General features: G+C 64.7%; 19 protein-coding genes and 1 tRNA gene. 12 read left to right on the forward strand and 8 right to left on the reverse strand.

What is annotated here, in order from left to right; translation table 11 throughout:
• The 4 genes from AC3A3W_RS01395 to AC3A3W_RS01410 form a co-directional block, all read right to left on the reverse strand.
• Positions 1-334: DUF6226 family protein (locus AC3A3W_RS01395; RefSeq protein WP_487440107.1), on the reverse strand; the 334-nt coding region annotated here is incomplete at its 3' end.
• A 19-nt stretch (positions 335-353) separates the two neighbouring features.
• On the reverse strand, positions 354-746 hold the full coding sequence (locus AC3A3W_RS01400; protein ID WP_487440108.1) for a nuclear transport factor 2 family protein: 393 nt from the start codon (positions 744-746) through the stop codon (positions 354-356).
• A gap of 131 nt (positions 747-877) precedes the next feature.
• Positions 878-1,066, reverse strand: coding sequence for a hypothetical protein (locus tag AC3A3W_RS01405; protein WP_487440109.1), 189 nt, complete (start codon positions 1,064-1,066; stop codon positions 878-880).
• Positions 1,063-1,749: a hypothetical protein gene (locus AC3A3W_RS01410; RefSeq protein ID WP_487440110.1), complete on the reverse strand. Its 687-nt coding sequence runs from the start codon at positions 1,747-1,749 to the stop codon at positions 1,063-1,065. Before AC3A3W_RS01410 ends, AC3A3W_RS01405 begins: the two co-directional genes overlap by 4 nt.
• Positions 1,750-1,915: 166 nt before the next feature.
• Between AC3A3W_RS01410 and AC3A3W_RS01415 the strand changes: the two genes are divergently transcribed.
• The 5 genes from AC3A3W_RS01415 to AC3A3W_RS01435 all read left to right on the forward strand — a co-directional run bounded on the left by AC3A3W_RS01415 (position 1,916) and on the right by AC3A3W_RS01435 (position 5,243).
• On the forward strand, positions 1,916-2,869 hold the full coding sequence (locus tag AC3A3W_RS01415) for a DUF6973 domain-containing protein (RefSeq protein WP_487440111.1): 954 nt from the start codon (positions 1,916-1,918) through the stop codon (positions 2,867-2,869).
• Positions 2,870-2,970: 101 nt separating this feature from the next.
• Positions 2,971-3,321 carry a hypothetical protein gene (locus tag AC3A3W_RS01420; RefSeq protein ID WP_487440112.1) on the forward strand — a complete coding sequence of 117 codons (351 nt, stop codon included), beginning with the start codon at positions 2,971-2,973 and terminating at the stop codon, positions 3,319-3,321.
• Between the two features lie 232 nt (positions 3,322-3,553).
• A complete protein-coding gene (locus AC3A3W_RS01425) occupies positions 3,554-4,243 on the forward strand; it encodes an HNH endonuclease family protein (protein WP_487440113.1) in 690 nt (229 codons plus the stop codon).
• A 175-nt stretch (positions 4,244-4,418) separates the two neighbouring features.
• Entirely contained in the window at positions 4,419-4,760 is a 342-nt protein-coding gene (locus AC3A3W_RS01430) for a DUF1129 domain-containing protein (RefSeq protein WP_487440114.1), read from the forward strand.
• A gap of 225 nt (positions 4,761-4,985) precedes the next feature.
• Positions 4,986-5,243 carry a hypothetical protein gene (locus AC3A3W_RS01435; protein WP_487440115.1) on the forward strand — a complete coding sequence of 86 codons (258 nt, stop codon included), beginning with the start codon at positions 4,986-4,988 and terminating at the stop codon, positions 5,241-5,243.
• Positions 5,244-5,411: 168 nt separating this feature from the next.
• Here the strand turns inward: AC3A3W_RS01435 and AC3A3W_RS01440 are convergent.
• Positions 5,412-5,494 (reverse strand) — tRNA-Leu (locus tag AC3A3W_RS01440).
• Between the two features lie 193 nt (positions 5,495-5,687).
• Between AC3A3W_RS01440 and AC3A3W_RS01445 the strand changes: the two genes are divergently transcribed.
• The gene (locus AC3A3W_RS01445) at positions 5,688-6,992 is read left to right on the forward strand and encodes a M20/M25/M40 family metallo-hydrolase (protein WP_487440116.1); all 1,305 of its coding nucleotides are present in this window, start codon (positions 5,688-5,690) and stop codon (positions 6,990-6,992) included.
• 8 nt (positions 6,993-7,000) lie between these two features.
• Positions 7,001-8,161 carry an acyl-CoA dehydrogenase family protein gene (locus AC3A3W_RS01450; RefSeq protein WP_487440117.1) on the forward strand — a complete coding sequence of 387 codons (1,161 nt, stop codon included), beginning with the start codon at positions 7,001-7,003 and terminating at the stop codon, positions 8,159-8,161.
• 6 nt (positions 8,162-8,167) lie between these two features.
• Here AC3A3W_RS01450 and AC3A3W_RS01455 read toward each other — a convergent pair whose 3' ends face one another.
• Positions 8,168-8,401 carry a DUF5703 family protein gene (locus AC3A3W_RS01455; protein WP_487440118.1) on the reverse strand — a complete coding sequence of 78 codons (234 nt, stop codon included), beginning with the start codon at positions 8,399-8,401 and terminating at the stop codon, positions 8,168-8,170.
• A gap of 39 nt (positions 8,402-8,440) precedes the next feature.
• Between AC3A3W_RS01455 and AC3A3W_RS01460 the strand changes: the two genes are divergently transcribed.
• Positions 8,441-8,710, forward strand: a complete 270-nt coding sequence (locus tag AC3A3W_RS01460) for a hypothetical protein (protein WP_400576331.1) — start codon at positions 8,441-8,443, stop codon at positions 8,708-8,710.
• 33 nt (positions 8,711-8,743) lie between these two features.
• Here the strand turns inward: AC3A3W_RS01460 and AC3A3W_RS01465 are convergent, their stop codons facing one another.
• On the reverse strand, positions 8,744-9,682 hold the full coding sequence (locus AC3A3W_RS01465) for an aldo/keto reductase (protein WP_487440119.1): 939 nt from the start codon (positions 9,680-9,682) through the stop codon (positions 8,744-8,746).
• 50 nt (positions 9,683-9,732) lie between these two features.
• Here AC3A3W_RS01465 and AC3A3W_RS01470 point away from each other — a divergent pair, with 50 nt between their 5' ends.
• A complete protein-coding gene (locus AC3A3W_RS01470) occupies positions 9,733-10,566 on the forward strand; it encodes an undecaprenyl-diphosphate phosphatase (RefSeq protein ID WP_487440120.1) in 834 nt (277 codons plus the stop codon).
• Positions 10,567-10,581: 15 nt separating this feature from the next.
• Positions 10,582-11,859, forward strand: coding sequence for a cysteine--1-D-myo-inosityl 2-amino-2-deoxy-alpha-D-glucopyranoside ligase (gene mshC / locus AC3A3W_RS01475; RefSeq protein ID WP_487440121.1), 1,278 nt, complete (start codon positions 10,582-10,584; stop codon positions 11,857-11,859).
• Between the two features lie 22 nt (positions 11,860-11,881).
• On the opposite strand, the gene AC3A3W_RS01480 is transcribed toward mshC, so the two are convergent.
• A complete protein-coding gene (locus tag AC3A3W_RS01480; protein WP_487440122.1) occupies positions 11,882-12,793 on the reverse strand; it encodes a PAC2 family protein in 912 nt (303 codons plus the stop codon).
• A gap of 167 nt (positions 12,794-12,960) precedes the next feature.
• Here AC3A3W_RS01480 and AC3A3W_RS01485 point away from each other — a divergent pair, with 167 nt between their 5' ends.
• A complete protein-coding gene (locus AC3A3W_RS01485; RefSeq protein ID WP_487440123.1) occupies positions 12,961-13,689 on the forward strand; it encodes an HAD family hydrolase in 729 nt (242 codons plus the stop codon).
• Positions 13,690-13,702: 13 nt separating this feature from the next.
• Positions 13,703-14,659: site-2 protease family protein (locus tag AC3A3W_RS01490; protein ID WP_487440124.1), on the forward strand; the 957-nt coding region annotated here is incomplete at its 3' end.

Below are 14,659 nucleotides of genomic sequence, written 5' to 3' on the forward strand. Positions count from 1 at the left end.
CTCGGGGCGTCACGCGCACCGAGTGCACCACGCCGCCTGGCTGCCTCAGCAGGTCGGCGGCAGCGGCGGGACTGGTGTCGACACCGGCGTCGTACGCTGCCGCGAGGTGGTCGATGAGGGCGCGTGCGACGTCGTGCAGGCCCTCGAAGCGTTCAGGATGGCTGACTACGCTGTAGGAATCGGGGGCTGGGCCGTCCTCACCCCATCGCTGCCCGTACGGGATGGCTCTTCCGTCGGAGGAGTAATACGTCGTCGTAGGCAGCGGCGGCCGGACGTAGCCGGGTTCCCCTGAATCACTCGGCGCAGGACAGGTCCAATCCCCGTCTTCCCCCATGGTCAGCCGCGGGCCAGGCTCAGGACCAAAAGTCCGCCGCCTTCGCAGTGTCCTCCAGGAACTCGTGCACCTCCGCGACTTTCCCATCCGATAGCTTGAACACCAGCGCGGCCCGTTGATCCAACGATGTGCCGTTGCGCTCCGCGTGGTTGCGCTGGACCGCAAACGTATGGTTCTCGCCTCCAACGACGTCGTCGAGGGTCACCTTGATCGTCCCATTGGATCGCGCAAACAGTTCGCCGAAGTAGGCCAGGATGGCGTCTCGGCCTTGCTTGACTCCGGACAACCCACCGCTGCCCCCTACATTCCAGACGGCATCCTCCGTGAACAGTGTCCGGAGGGTGTCCATATCGGCCGCGCTGAACGCTTCATAGCCGCGCCGTATCAGCGCGGCATCTTCCTGTGCTCCCATTTTGGGGGACCTCTCCGTCGTCTTTGTCGGGTTCCAGCGAGGAAAGGTTAAGCCCGGCCGGCCGGGTTGTCGATGGGCACTTGCTTGGGAGCTGAAAGTGCACCAACCGACCCAGGAGGATGCAGGAGGAACTAAATGGGTTCCTGGGCCAGGGCCTTGGTTTTGGCCGGGGTCTCACGTCCGAGGCGCTCGTCAAGGGTTACGCGCAGCCTTGCGGCAGCCACTTGTACGCGGTGCTCGGCGGCCGTCTTCTTGGCGGTCTCGGACGGGACGCGCCGGGGGGCATGGACGTTCTTGTGCTCCGATGTGCTCGCGCTCATTGCCCGCCCTCCTTCGTTTTGTCTTCGTCCGTCGTTTTATTGTCGCCGATGTTGTCATCGGAGTCCACGATGCCCGGTGCGGTTGGCCCCGCCTGCGGGTCCTTCAGCTGCGTCCTACGGATGAGCCAATCCGTGAAGTGCCCGACCTGATTCTTGGTCGAGTTTACGAATTGCAGGGCCGCCACCCACGGGTAGGCATCAAATCGCTCACGTTGGGACGCAACTGAGGGGGTCTGCTCCTCAGGCTGTCCGTTGCCGCCGTCGTCGTCGTTTTCGTCGGGAGGAGATACCGACTTCCATGCGATGTCGAACAGCTCGAGCTCCTCCTTGCGCGCCAGGTCACTGTGGGCCAGCACCTCCAGCGTTGCCAGTCCCAAGGCCTTGGTGCCCTCGTCCTCGTCCAGTGCGCGGTCCAGGGCCCATTGAGTCCGCCGCCACCATTCCGCCCGGCTGTCCGCAGCGGTCTTCTGTGCGAGGGCGTTGGCGTCCGCATCGCGCCTTTGTTCCAATGCGGTCTTATCCGCGGCGGTCCGCTGCTTCAGGGTCCGCCAGTTGATGTAGAAGGCCAGCAGGGCCGCGACCAGAACGGCCAGGGGTCCCAGACCCGTAAGGATCACCCACCAGTCTGCCGGCCCGGAGTGGACGACGACGTCAACGGGACCGGGGGATGGGGTGGGATTCACTGGTCCAGCTTAGGCGGCGGCCGGTCTCTGAGTCGGCGTTACCGTGCCCTGCGCAGCAGTGATGTCCGCCGCGTTCCCCATTCACCGGGACGCATGGGGCCTTGTCCCCATTGCGTCGGGTCCCGGCTCTACAGCAGGATGGTTGGGAACATCTCTAGGGGGAAGAATGGCTTTGTATGGCGCTGACATCCAACAACTCAAGGAGCTCTCGAAGCTCCTGGCCTCGGGGTCGGCACGTCTGTCGGGTAAGGCCCGGGAGCTGGATTCGCTCATCGGCCAGAGCCAGTACTGGCAGGGCCAGGACGCCAAGAAGTTCCTGGCTGAGTGGCAAGGACGACTCCGTCCGCTGATGGTAAAGACTTCCGAGGACATTGAAGAGGCCGCCAAGAAGGCGCTCCAGAATGCTGATGAGCAGTCATCAGCCTCCAACGGTGGGGCGGCAGCTGCTATGGCCGCGGGAATTGGAATTCAGACTGCCGGCGCCAGGGGCATCGGCCAGGGGCAGCCCGACAGCCCAACTCCGGAAGAAATTCTGAAGCAGTACCAGGTGAGCGACGCCGAAACGACCGAATGGCCCTCTGACTGGGACCCGCTGCGATTGATCGTTGATCAACGGACTGTCACTGAGAAGGAGGCGGAACTGCTTAATGGCTTGGGGCCGCTGGAGATGAATGCCTTCAAGGACATCCATGACGACGCTTTCGAGCAGGCCGATGCCCGTTTCGAAAGCGCCGACCGGAATGACGACCAGAACGATGCTTTCCGGCACGCTTACTGGAACGCTCTCATGGTGAAGGAGTACGGTGCGGAGTGGGCCGAGGATTATGCCACCGCGCATGAACAGCTGCCGGGAAACCCCGGGCCCCGCGAGGCCATGGATCTGTACAACAACGAGGTGGGCAGGAACATCGCGGTTGCCAATCCCGATGCGAGCGCCGAGGAACTGGCCGACCTGATCGAGAAGGCGGTTAAGGACGGAGACACCGTGGTGGTGGGCCAGGACTTGCTCCCGCATCCCTCCAACGAGGTTCCCGCGGAGAAGACGGGGGATGCCGGTGATGCTCCGCCGGTCAACGGGCAGGATCCGGAATTCAACGACGAGTCCAGGACCACCTCATGATGACCACGTTGCGGCGGCCGACCCTCCGGTTGCGCTTGCTGACCATGCTTTGCCTTGTCGTTGCCTGTGCCCTGGCAGGATGTTCAATTGGAGGAGACACCATGCCCGAAGCAAACGAGACATTGGACGGCCGCGTTTTGGATGCCGCCACAAACGGCGCGGAGCTCCGGCTCGCCGATGCCACCGACTTCGACTGGGACCAGGCAGGATTCGTCACCGAGGGTACGCCGGCCTCGGACATCGAGGCAGCCTTCGGCGACCCCGTCAGCAAGGAGAAGCGGTACACGGCGTCACCTGTGCTATTCATCTTCCTTAAGGACGGCAAGGTGACGAAGGCGGTCCGCATCACGCCCGACGCGTTCTTTGGCGCACAATCACTAAAAAAGTACGGACGTGACGTAGTGCTGGCGCCTGCCGAAGGCAGCAGGGGCTTCCTGAACTGGCGTGAATGAAGCACTCGGACTGACCGCTTAGCTTTAGTGGCCTCCGGTTGACGCCTGCAGAGGATGCCTCCCAGGAGCCCTGCGACCGCCGCTCAGCGTTAGCAACAGTGATCACCATACTTGAGCCCTGTCGTTCCGGGCAGCGGCCTTTCTGAAAGTGTTAGGCACCATAAGTGCGCCTCCATCGGTCCGTAGTTTGACGCGGGTAGCGTGAGCGGAAACGCCGTGCACACGAAGGAACATGAAGATTAACCGCTCCGCCGCCACCAAATCCCTGACCGTCCTTACCAGCCTTCTCCTGGCCGCTTCCCTCGCTGGCTGCGATGCTGCAGCACAGGCCGGAACCACGATCCCGTCGTCAAATCCCGCCGAAGCTGCTGCTGCCCTCGCTCAGCTGGAGACCATTCCGGTGAAGGGCAGAGCACCCAAGACCGGCTACACCCGCGAAGAGTTTGGCCCCGCCTGGGCCGACGTCGACCACAACGGCTGCGACACACGCAACGACATCCTGGCAAGGGACCTGGAAGGCGAGACCTTCAAGCCAGGCACCCAGAACTGCGTCGTGGCCACCGGCACCCTGGCCGATAGGTATACCGGCAAGACGATTAACTTCGTCCGCGGCAACAAGACGAGCTCGGCGGTTCAGATCGACCACGTCATTGCTCTCAGCGACGCCTGGCAGAAGGGCGCACAGCGGCTCAGCGCCGACCAGCGCAAGCAGCTGGCCAACGACCCGCTGAACCTGATGGCGGCCGACGGCCCCACCAACGGCGCCAAGGGGGATAAAGACGCCGCCACCTGGCTTCCGCCGAACAGGGCGTTCCGCTGCGAATATGTGGCCCGCCAGACAGCAGTGAAAGCTAAGTACAAGCTGTGGGTTACGCAGGCTGAGCACGCTGCGATCGCCAATATTCTGGCGTCCTGCAAGTAAGTGCACAGCAGTGCTTGGCTCGGCCCGGACCGGGCGGCGGCGGGCGCGGAGGAGCTCCGCTCGGATTGCGCGTGGATGACATCGACTTTGATCAGGAGCTGATCCGCGCTGCGCTCCCGCAGGCAGTGCTCGGGGCGCTCAGCGAAATCTCACCTTCAACCTGCGAACCCGCGGGTTGTCCGAACCCGAGATCGCCGAGGTGCTCGACGACGTGCGGGCGCATGAGGCCGCCACAGGGAGTCCCGCTGAAGCCGAATTCGGCACAGCCGAGGAGTACGCGAAGCAGTTCCCCAAAAAGAAGCGGAGGACACGGGGAGGCACCATCGTGATGATCGGGCTATTAGTGGCGATCGCCTATATTCTCCTCACGGCCCTACTGATGTTTTTCAGAATTGACGTTCGTGAGTACGTGGGCCCGATCACGCTCCTGCCCGGGCTCGTGCTGATCCTGGCCAGTGTCCTGGCTGGATTCCTGACCGATTACTTCCAGCCCGCGCGGAGCTCCGGCACCCGCTAATGTTCGTGGCGGTCGGAATCGGAGTTGGCCTGATCCTCGCGGCCTGATTCCGCCGTCGCCATGATGTTCTTTGTGCCGCCACTCTTTTCTGTCCGGAATGCCGCTCCTGCCGACGCCCTGCCAGCGGGCCGGAGGGGACTGGTCACCTGCTTCGCCCTGCTCAAACGACCGGTAGCATCACACCTACCCGCACACCAAGGCCGCGGAGATAGTGAGGACCCGTTCATGATTCTGGACTTTATTCTCGACGCAGTCGGATCGCTGCTGGAGTTCGCATTTAGCGGCTGGCGCCGCCCACCACGCCGGCGAGTGAAGCGAGCCGTGCGGCTGGCGCGCAAGCGTCGTCTCACTACGAAGCGCAGAGACTACGCCACAGGCTGGCTCGCGTTCGGTCTTGAGAACCTCGCCGACCTCCGGCTTGAATCCCGCGAACTGGAGATCAGGAACGCGCTGGATACGGTGAGCCGGCAGGCGCGCCGGTGAGCGGCAGCCCGGACGCCGCACACATGCAGCGCAGAACATGACGCCCCCGGGATTCACTCACGTTTGTCATATATCCCAGGAACCGCCGTCACCGCCGTGCCTCGCCCCGGTCACTGGGACACATGAAAAAGCCCCTGGAATCCTTGGATTCCAGGGGCTTTCCCTTTGTGCGCGGAGGGGGACTTGAACCCCCACCCCCTTTCGAGGACTAGCACCTCAAGCTAGCGCGTCTGCCATTCCGCCACCCGCGCAGGTGGTATTTCGGAGGTTCCGAACCGCCTTTCAGCAGTTCGCTTCTCTCCGAAGCAGCGAGAAAAACTCTAACACGAACTTTGCGGAAAGATGGAATCGAGCCGAGTGGGTAGGCTGAACCTACGTGTTCCGGCGGCGTAAAGCCCGCCATTACGCGCTGAATCCGCATTCGCTACGCATTAGGAGTGATCAATGTCTCACATCCGGCCCGAGGATGAAGTCGCCAACATATGCCAGGAACTCATCCGCATCGACACATCCAACTACGGAGACGGTTCCGGGCCCGGTGAACGGGCGGCGGCCGAATACACGGCCGGACTGATCTCGGATGTGGGCCTGGACGTTGAGATCTTCGAATCCGAGCCCGGACGCGCCAATGTGGTCACCCGCCTGGCAGGGGAGGACCCGTCCGCCAGCGCGCTCGTGGTGCACGGGCATCTCGACGTCGTGCCGGCCCTGCGGGATCAGTGGTCCGTGGATCCGTTCGGCGGCGAAGTGACGGACGGGCTGATCTGGGGCCGCGGAGCCGTGGACATGAAGGACATGGACGCCATGATCCTGTCCGTCATGCGCGACTTCGCCCGCACGGGCCGCAAGCCCAAGCGCGACCTGATCTTCGCGTTCTTCGCCGACGAGGAGGCCGGCGGCACATACGGTGCCCGCTACGCCGTCGACAAACGCCCCGAGCTCTTCGAAGGGGCTACGGAGGCCATCTCAGAGGTGGGCGGTTTCTCCGCCACCATCGGCGGTCAGCGCACCTACCTGCTGCAGACCGCGGAAAAGGGCCTCTCGTGGCTGCGACTCGTCGCGCACGGCCGGGCCGGCCACGGGTCCCAAATCAACACCGACAACGCCGTGACACGGCTGGCCAGCGCGGTGTCCCGCATCGGCGAATACCGGTGGCCGGTGGAACTGACCCCCACCACGCGGCAGTTCCTTGACGGCGTGACGGAACTCACCGGCGTGGAATTCGATCCCGACGATCCTGACAAGCTCCTCAAAGAACTGGGAACCGTTGCGCGATTCGTCGGGGCAACCTTGCAGAACACCACCAACCCAACGCAGCTCAGGGGTGGCTACAAGCACAATGTCATTCCCGAATCCGCCGAGGCTCTGGTCGACTGCCGCACCCTTCCCGGCCAGGAGGAACAGGTTCTGGAGATCGTCCGGGAACTCGCCGGAAGCGGCGTCGAGGTCAGCTATGTCCACAACGACGTCTCACTGGAGGTGCCCTTCTCCGGCAACCTTGTGGACTCGATGATCGACGCGCTGCATTCTGAAGACCCGGGCGCCAAGGTCCTGCCGTACACCCTGTCCGGAGGCACCGACAACAAGTCCCTGAGCAGGCTCGGCATCACCGGCTACGGGTTTGCCCCGCTGCTGCTCCCGGATGAGCTGGACTTCACGGGCATGTTCCACGGCGTGGACGAACGCGTCCCGGTGGACTCGCTCAAGTTCGGCGCCCGGGTGCTCAACAGGCTGCTGACCACCTACTGAGGACAGCCATGGACCCGGAACAGCTGCTTCCCGACGCCCTGCTGGAACGCATACGGGGCAGGGCGGCCGGCTACGACGAAAGGAACGAGTTCTTCTTCGAAGACCTTGAGGAACTCGCCGCAGCGGGGTACCTGAAAGCCTTCGTCCCGGTGTCCGACGGCGGTCACGGGCTCGGTCTCGAAGGCGTCGCCGGCTGCCAGCGGCGGTTGGCGACAGCGGCCCCCGCCACCGCGCTGGCAGTGAACATGCATCTGGTCTGGACCGGAGTGGCCCGCGTCCTGGCGGCCCGCGGCGACACCTCGCTCGAATTTGTGCTGGCGGAGGCAGCCGAAGGGGAGATTTTCGCGTTTGGGAACTCCGAAGCCGGAAACGACTCAGTCCTCTTCGACTCTCTCACGGACGCCAAACCCCTGCCCGGCGGCGGCTACGAGTTCACGGGCACCAAGATCTTCACCAGCCTTTCCCCCGTCTGGACCCGCCTGGGGATCTTCGGCAAGGACAGCGCGGCCCGTGACGGCGACGGCGAACTGGTGCACGGATTCGTCGAACGGGCGGCTTCCGGGTATGAAGTCCTCGACGACTGGAACACCCTCGGGATGCGCGCCACCCAGTCCAACACCACCGTGCTGCGCGGTGTCACCGTGCCCTCAGGCCGGATATTCCGCAAGCTGCCGGTGGGGCCAAACGCTGATCCGCTGATCTTCGCGATCTTCGCCTGCTTCGAAACACTCCTGGCCGCCGTCTACGCAGGCATCGGCGAGCGGGCACTCACCCTCGGCGTCGAGGCGGCCATGCGCCGGACATCCTTCAAAAACGGCGGCCGGAGCTACGCACAGGACCCCGATATCCGCTGGAAGGTCGCAGAAGCGGCGATGGCCATGGACGCCCTCTATCCCCACCTGGCGCAGGTGGGGAGGGACGTGGACGACCTGGCCGACCACGGCAGCCAGTGGTTCCCCAAACTCGTGGGGCTCAAGGTGCACGCCACGGAAACGGCCCGGACCGTCGTGGATCTGGCCATCCGGGTCTCCGGCGGTTCGAGCTACTTCCGGGGCACGGAACTTGCGAGGCTCTACCGCGATGTCCTCGCGGGCATGTTCCACCCTTCCGACGACGAGTCGGCCCACAACACGGTGGCCAATGCCTGGCTGGGTCCTCTCGAGACGTAACCGCTGCTAAACGGTCCGCTGGACCTGCGTGACACGCCGACGCAGCCAGAAGCGGCGACTTCCGCCAAAATAGAGCCGGCTGCGCTCCAGTTCCCACTTGCCGTACTCGGAGTGTTCCACGAGGCGGCGGCGGGCTTCGGGCAGCGAATCATCAGGGCCTACCGTCAGCACGAGGTACTCGTACTGCTTCACGTAGTCCCGTTCCCGCAGGACCGAGCCGGACAGAAAATGTTCCTTCATTGCTCTCCATTTTCGTCCTTTTCCCGCTAACGTGAAGTCATGAGCATCGATCCGCGTGTCGCGCTTCAGTCCCTGACCTCCGCCTTGGAAGAACATCTGGTTGCAGCCTCGACACGAAGGGGGGATGGCGACCCCGCGGTGGAAGCGGCATTCTTCGCCGTTGCCGATGCTTTCGAAGTCTACGAAGACGCGCTGTACGAGGCCTACAACGAAGTCACGCCACTCCAGGTTTTCGACGACGAAGAGGGCGACGAAGACGAAGACCGCGAAGTGGACGACGACGAGGATCTGGAGATCGTCGACGAGTGAGCCGCACCGGTGCACCCAGAGGCTGAAACTGGCTTAGACCAAGGTGCTTGAGACGTCCTCGAGTGCCCGGGCAATCTCTGCCGGCAGCGGCGTCAGCTGCGAATGCAGGATCTCCTTGAGCTGCACGGGCGTCCTTGGCCCCACGATCGCTGTGGCCACCCCGTGCTGGGCAAGCAGCCAGCTCAAGGCAACATCGAGCGGTGACCGGCCCAGTCCGCGTGCCGCCATGGCAACCGCCTCGACCACCTGCGCGGCAGACTGTTCCAGATACGGCTCCACGTATGTGGCCAGGCGGCTTCCGGCGGCTCGCGAATCGGCGGGAACATGCCCCCGGTACTTACCGGTCAGCACACCCCTGCCCAAGGGGGCCCACGCCATCAGCCCCATTCCAGCGTCCTCGACGGCAGGGATCAGTTCTTCCTCGGGCTTGCGCCGCAGCAGCGAATATTCCGACTGGCCTGCCACGAGCGGGAATCCGGCGATAGCCGCTGCCTTGGCGGTCTGCCAGCTGTTGTAGTTGGCCACTCCCGCGTAACGGGCCCGCCCGCTGCGGACTGCGAGGTCGAGGGCGGACAGCGTCTCGTCCAAGGGAACGTTGTGGTCCCATGCCTGCGCGAACCAGATGTCCACATAGTCGGTCCCCAGGCGGACCAGGCTCGCGTCCAGGGCGGACAGCATCGCATTCCGCGAGGCGTCCACCTTCTGCCGCCCGTCCGACGCCGACACGCCGGCTTTCGTGGAGATGACCACTTCCGTGCGGGAGACGACGTCGCCCAGCATTTCCCCCAGCATGGCTTCGGCGAGGCCGTCCGCGTAGGAGGCTGCGGTGTCCACGAGCGTGCCGCCGCCGTCGACGAACATCCGGAGCAGCTCGGAGGCATCCTGATCATCAGTTTCACGGGCCCATGACATGGTGCCGAGGGAGAGGGCCGAGGCACGAAGCCCGCTGTTGCCGACGTAACGCTGCTGCATAGCAGCAAGCTTACGGGGAAACCACCCATGCCATGACGTAGGGTCTTAGCGTGAACTGGTTTGAAGCGGCCCTGCTGGGTCTTGTGCAGGGGCTGACCGAATTTCTCCCGATTTCATCGAGCGCCCACCTCCGGATTGTGGGTTCCTTCCTGCCAAACGCCGCGGACCCCGGCGCCGCATTCACTGCCATCACGCAGCTCGGCACGGAAACTGCGGTCATCGTCTACTTCTGGCGGGACATCGTGCGGATCGCCAAGGCCTGGTTCCGGTCGCTGGCCGGCCGGGTCTCGCGCCAGGATCCGGATGTCCGGATGGGCTGGCTGGTGATCCTGGGCAGCCTGCCCATCGTTGTTTTGGGGCTGCTGTTCCAGGACCAGATCGAGTCGGTCCTGCGCAGCCTGTGGCTCGTTGCCACCATGCTCATCGTCTTTGGCCTCATCCTGGCCGTGGCGGACGCCGTTGGCAAGCAGGACCGCGACCTGAGCCGGCTCACCTACAAGCACGGCATCCTCTACGGATTTGCCCAGGCCATGGCGCTCATCCCGGGGGTGTCCCGCTCCGGCGGCACCATCACGGCAGGCCTCCTCATGGGATACACCCGTGAAGCAGCAGCACGCTATTCATTCCTGCTGGCCATCCCCGCCGTGTTCGGCAGCGGCCTCTTCCAGCTGTACAAAGTGGTGTCCAAGGAGGGGGTCAGCGGACCGTACGGCCTCCCCGAGACCGCTCTCGCCACGGCCATCGCGTTTGTTGTGGGATACGTCATCATTGGGTGGTTCCTGAAGTTCGTCTCCACCCGCAGTTACCGGCTGTTCGTCTGGTACCGCATATTGCTTGGCCTGGCGCTCTACCTGCTGCTCGGTTTCAATGTCATCAGTGCCTAGCACTAGGCTTGGGCTGTGAAGTCCTGGATATCCCGCCCCGTTCCTGAACTCCCGGGCACAATGCCTGCCGTGCGTCTGTTTGATACAACAGCCGGCAAGGTCATTACCCTCCAGGCGGACGGTGAGCAATCAATGTACGTCTGCGGAATCACCCCGTACGACGCCACCCACATGGGCCATGCCGCCAGTTACGTCGCTTTTGACCTGCTGAACCGCGCGTGGCGTGACGGAGACCAGCAGGTCTCCTACGTCCAGAACGTCACGGACGTGGATGATCCGCTGCTGGAACGCGCAACGGCCACCGGGGTCGACTGGCGTGATCTGGCCGCAAGCCAGATTGAACTCTTCCGGACAGACATGGAAGCCCTGAACGTGCTGGCTCCCGACCACTACGTGGGCGCCGTCGAGTCCATGGAGCTCATCGTCCCCGCGATCGAACGGCTGCTTCACCAGGGTCTCGCCTACCGCGTCAACGGTACGCCCGGCGAACCTGACGGTGACGTCTACTACGACGTCGAAGCCGCCGGCAAGCACGCCGTCGACCTCGGCGCCTGGACCCTGGGCGCCGTGTCCGGCCTGCCAGAGGCTGAAATGCTGGAACTCTTCGCCGAGCGGGGCGGTGACCCCGGCCGCGCCGGCAAACGCCAGGCGCTGGATCCGCTGCTGTGGCGCGTTGCACGCGACGGGGAGCCCAGCTGGGCCGGCGGCGAGCTGGGGGAGGGGCGCCCCGGCTGGCACATCGAATGCACGGTGATCGCCCAGGAATACCTGCCTGCACCGTTCACGGTGCAGGGCGGCGGCTCGGACCTGGTGTTCCCGCACCACGAAATGGGTGCGGGCCATGCCTACTCGCTCTCCGGCGTTCCGCTCGCCAGGCATTTTGCGCATGCCGGAATGGTGGGGCTGGACGGCGAGAAGATGAGCAAGTCCAAGGGCAACCTGGTCCTGGTATCCAAGCTGCGGGCTGCGGGAGAGGACCCGGCTGCCATCCGGCTGGCCATCCTTGCCCACCACTACCGCTCGGACTGGTCCTGGACTGACGAGGGGTTCTCGGAAGCCAAAAAGCGGCTCGACACTTGGCGCGCGGCGGTGGCCGTGGCGCCGGAAAACTCGGCGGGACCGCTCATCGAGGACATGCGTGCGGCCATGGCCAACGACCTTGACGCCCCCGCGGCGCTGGCCGCCGTCGACCGCTGGGCGGACCGGGCACTGGCGGGCCGCAGCGAAAACTCCGGAGCCGACCGCGCGCTGGTGAGCGACGCCGTCGACGCGCTGCTCGGCGTCAAACTGTAGGCATCGCAGTCTGTAGGACGCCCTACTGCTTGTCCTTGCCCCGCCGCTTCAGGTACCGCTCGAACTCCCTGGCGATGGACTCACCGCTGGCCTCGGGAAGGTCCGCAGTGTCCTTCGCCTCTTCAAGCTGCCGGACGTAGGCCGCTATTTCCGGGTCTTCGGTTGCCAGTTCGTTGACGCCGCGTTCCCAGGCGTCGGATTCTTCGGCCAGCTCGTGCGTGTCCAGCGGAACCTGCAGCAGCTCCTCGATGCGGTGCAACAGTGCCAGCTGCGCCTTCGGGGACGGCGCCTGGGCGACGTAGTGCGGAACAGCGGCCCAGAGGGACACCGCGGGAATGCCTGCCAGCATGGCAACCTCGGCGAGGACGCCGACGATGCCCACCGGCCCTTCGTACTGCGAGGCCTCCAGGTTCAGCCGTTCACGCAGGGCGCCGTCGTCCGTCGAGGTGCTCACGGGGATAGGGCGGCTGTGCGGCACGTCCGCCAGCAGGGCCCCCACCAGAATCACGTAATCGACATGGAGCGCCTCGGCGTGGACCAGGAGCTCGGCCGTGTAGGCACGCCACTTGTATGACGGCTCGGTTCCCTGGACAAAGATCACATCGACGTTGGTGCCGGGGGCGCTGGCCTTGTAGATGCGCGTGGACGGCCATTTGATCTTGCGTTCGCCCGAAGCCGTGCGCCTCACGGTGGGCCGCGTGAACTGGAAGTCGTAGTATTCGTCGGCATCAATGGACGCGACCTTCTTGCCGCCCCAGAGCTTGTTCAGATACCGCAGTGCGTCACTGGCTGCTTCCCCGGCATCATTCCAGCCTTCGAAGGCGGCGAGCATCACGGTAATGCGCTGTCCCTCCGGAACTGGCTGCAGCAGCTGCTCCGGCTCGGCTGCGGGAGTGGCAGCCGGTTCGGTGGTATCTCCGTCGAAGCTATTCATCCCTTCACCCTACGTCCAAGTCCGTTCCCCATGCAGTGATTGAACCGCCGCACATCCACTCCGGCATTCTTATGACGCCGCTGCCGCCGCACGGCCGGATATTCGCCCATGGCGTACGCGGCAGCCCCGGAAGGGCCGGGCGGGACGGGACCAGTAGACTGGACACCATGCAATCTTCTGCCGCCCAGCCCCTTCTCAAAGCCGTTTTATGGGATATGGACGGCACCATAGTCGACACTGAACCGTACTGGATTGAGGCCGAGCACGAGCTCGTGCGCGCGCACGGCGGCACGTGGTCCCATGAACAGGCGATGCAGCTGGTCGGGCAGTCCCTGGTCTATTCCGCGGGCATTCTCCAGGGGGCGGGCGTGAAGCTCGACACCCGGGAAATCATCGACACCCTCACGGCCCAGGTCATCAGCAGGGTCCGGCAGAATGTCCCGTGGCGTCCGGGGGCGCGTGAACTGCTGGACGAACTTTTCAGCGCCGGTGTGCGTTGTGCCCTTGTGACGATGTCAGAAACACCCCTCGCCCGGGAGATTGTCGCGAGCCTTCCCCGGCCCTACTTCGAGTTCCTTATCACCGGTGACACCGTCGCCAAGGGAAAGCCGGACCCGGAGGCCTACCTTAAGGCGATGGACCTGCTCCGGCGGGAAGACCCGGAGCTCACGGCCGACCAGTGCGTGGCGCTCGAGGATTCCGCACCGGGAGTCGCCGCTGCCATAGCCTCCGGAGCGGTCACCGTCGCCATTCCCCACCTTATGCCGCTGCCGGAAGATCCGCGCCGGGCCATATGGGATGCGCTGGAAGGCCGGGGGGTCGCTGACCTGGAAGAACTCGTAGCCGCCCGCCAAGGGCTCGCCGCGGCCGCTGCGACGCTGGACAGATCCAATTAAAGGGGCCCCGCAGGTGTCTGACCCCGCTTCGACCGGCCAGCAGCCCTCGGGCGGCCGCAACCGCCGCGAAGGAATACCTTTGGGCAGGATTGCCGGCGTCCCCGTCATCCTCGCGTATTCCTGGTTCATCATTGCCGCCTTCACGGTGGCCGCCTACGGTCCCGTGCTGCAGTTCAACAACCCGTCCCTCGGCGCAGCGGCATATCTTGTGGCGTTCGCCTATGCCCTGCTGCTGCTGGTCTCCGTCCTGGTCCACGAACTGGCCCACGCCCTGACCGCAAAGATGTACGGCTGGCCCAGCGAGAAGATCGTCCTTAACCTTTGGGGCGGCCACACACAGTTCGAGAGCTTCACCGCCACTCCCGGGCGCTCTGTCCTCGTTGCGCTTGCCGGTCCTGCCTCGAACTTCATTCTCGCCGGACTGACGTGGCTGGTGGTTTCTGCCGTGAACCCCACAGGCGTTGCGGACATCCTGACCAACATCTTCCTGTGGGCGAACCTGGTCATCGGCATCTTCAACGTCCTTCCCGGGCTGCCGCTCGACGGCGGCCGGCTGGTGGAATCCGCCGTCTGGAAGGCCACCGGGAGCCACGCCAAGGGCACCATTGCCGCCGGATGGGGCGGGCGCGTCATTGTCATCGCCCTGGTGGTGTGGTTCATAGCCCTTCCGCTGCTGCGCGGCGGCAGGCCGGACACAAGCATGCTGCTCATTACGGTGCTGGTATGCGGGTTCCTGTGGATGGGGGCGTCCGCGTCGATCCAGCAGGGCCGCCTGCGCAGCAGGCTGCATCTGGTCAGCGCCGCGGCGCTGGCCGAGCCGGCCGTCGGCCTCCCTGACACCGCGACAGTGGCCGACGTCCGGCAGCTGACTGCCGACGGCGGTCCCGCCGTCGTTCTCTGCGCGCCGGACGGCAGGCCGGGCAGCGTGGTTGACCGCACAGCCCTGGCCGCGGTTCCTGCGTGGGCGGGT

It is taken from the genome of Arthrobacter sp. Soil_N43 (genome assembly GCF_057655195.1).

Excerpts from the sequence above, each read along its gene's own strand:
- AC3A3W_RS01400 (WP_487440108.1), bottom strand. The coding sequence starts at position 746 with ATGGGAGCACAGGAAGATGCCGCGCTGATACGGCGCGGCTATGAAGCG.
- AC3A3W_RS01405 (WP_487440109.1), bottom strand. The coding sequence starts at position 1,066 with ATGAGCGCGAGCACATCGGAGCACAAGAACGTCCATGCCCCCCGGCGC.
- AC3A3W_RS01415 (WP_487440111.1), top strand. The coding sequence starts at position 1,916 with ATGGCTTTGTATGGCGCTGACATCCAACAACTCAAGGAGCTCTCGAAG.
- AC3A3W_RS01420 (WP_487440112.1), top strand. The coding sequence starts at position 2,971 with ATGCCCGAAGCAAACGAGACATTGGACGGCCGCGTTTTGGATGCCGCC.
- AC3A3W_RS01425 (WP_487440113.1), top strand. The coding sequence starts at position 3,554 with ATGAAGATTAACCGCTCCGCCGCCACCAAATCCCTGACCGTCCTTACC.
- AC3A3W_RS01435 (WP_487440115.1), top strand. The coding sequence starts at position 4,986 with ATGATTCTGGACTTTATTCTCGACGCAGTCGGATCGCTGCTGGAGTTC.
- AC3A3W_RS01445 (WP_487440116.1), top strand. The coding sequence starts at position 5,688 with ATGTCTCACATCCGGCCCGAGGATGAAGTCGCCAACATATGCCAGGAA.
- AC3A3W_RS01450 (WP_487440117.1), top strand. The coding sequence starts at position 7,001 with ATGGACCCGGAACAGCTGCTTCCCGACGCCCTGCTGGAACGCATACGG.
- AC3A3W_RS01455 (WP_487440118.1), bottom strand. The coding sequence starts at position 8,401 with ATGAAGGAACATTTTCTGTCCGGCTCGGTCCTGCGGGAACGGGACTAC.
- AC3A3W_RS01460 (WP_400576331.1), top strand. The coding sequence starts at position 8,441 with ATGAGCATCGATCCGCGTGTCGCGCTTCAGTCCCTGACCTCCGCCTTG.
- AC3A3W_RS01465 (WP_487440119.1), bottom strand. The coding sequence starts at position 9,682 with ATGCAGCAGCGTTACGTCGGCAACAGCGGGCTTCGTGCCTCGGCCCTC.
- AC3A3W_RS01480 (WP_487440122.1), bottom strand. The coding sequence starts at position 12,793 with ATGAATAGCTTCGACGGAGATACCACCGAACCGGCTGCCACTCCCGCA.
- AC3A3W_RS01485 (WP_487440123.1), top strand. The coding sequence starts at position 12,961 with ATGCAATCTTCTGCCGCCCAGCCCCTTCTCAAAGCCGTTTTATGGGAT.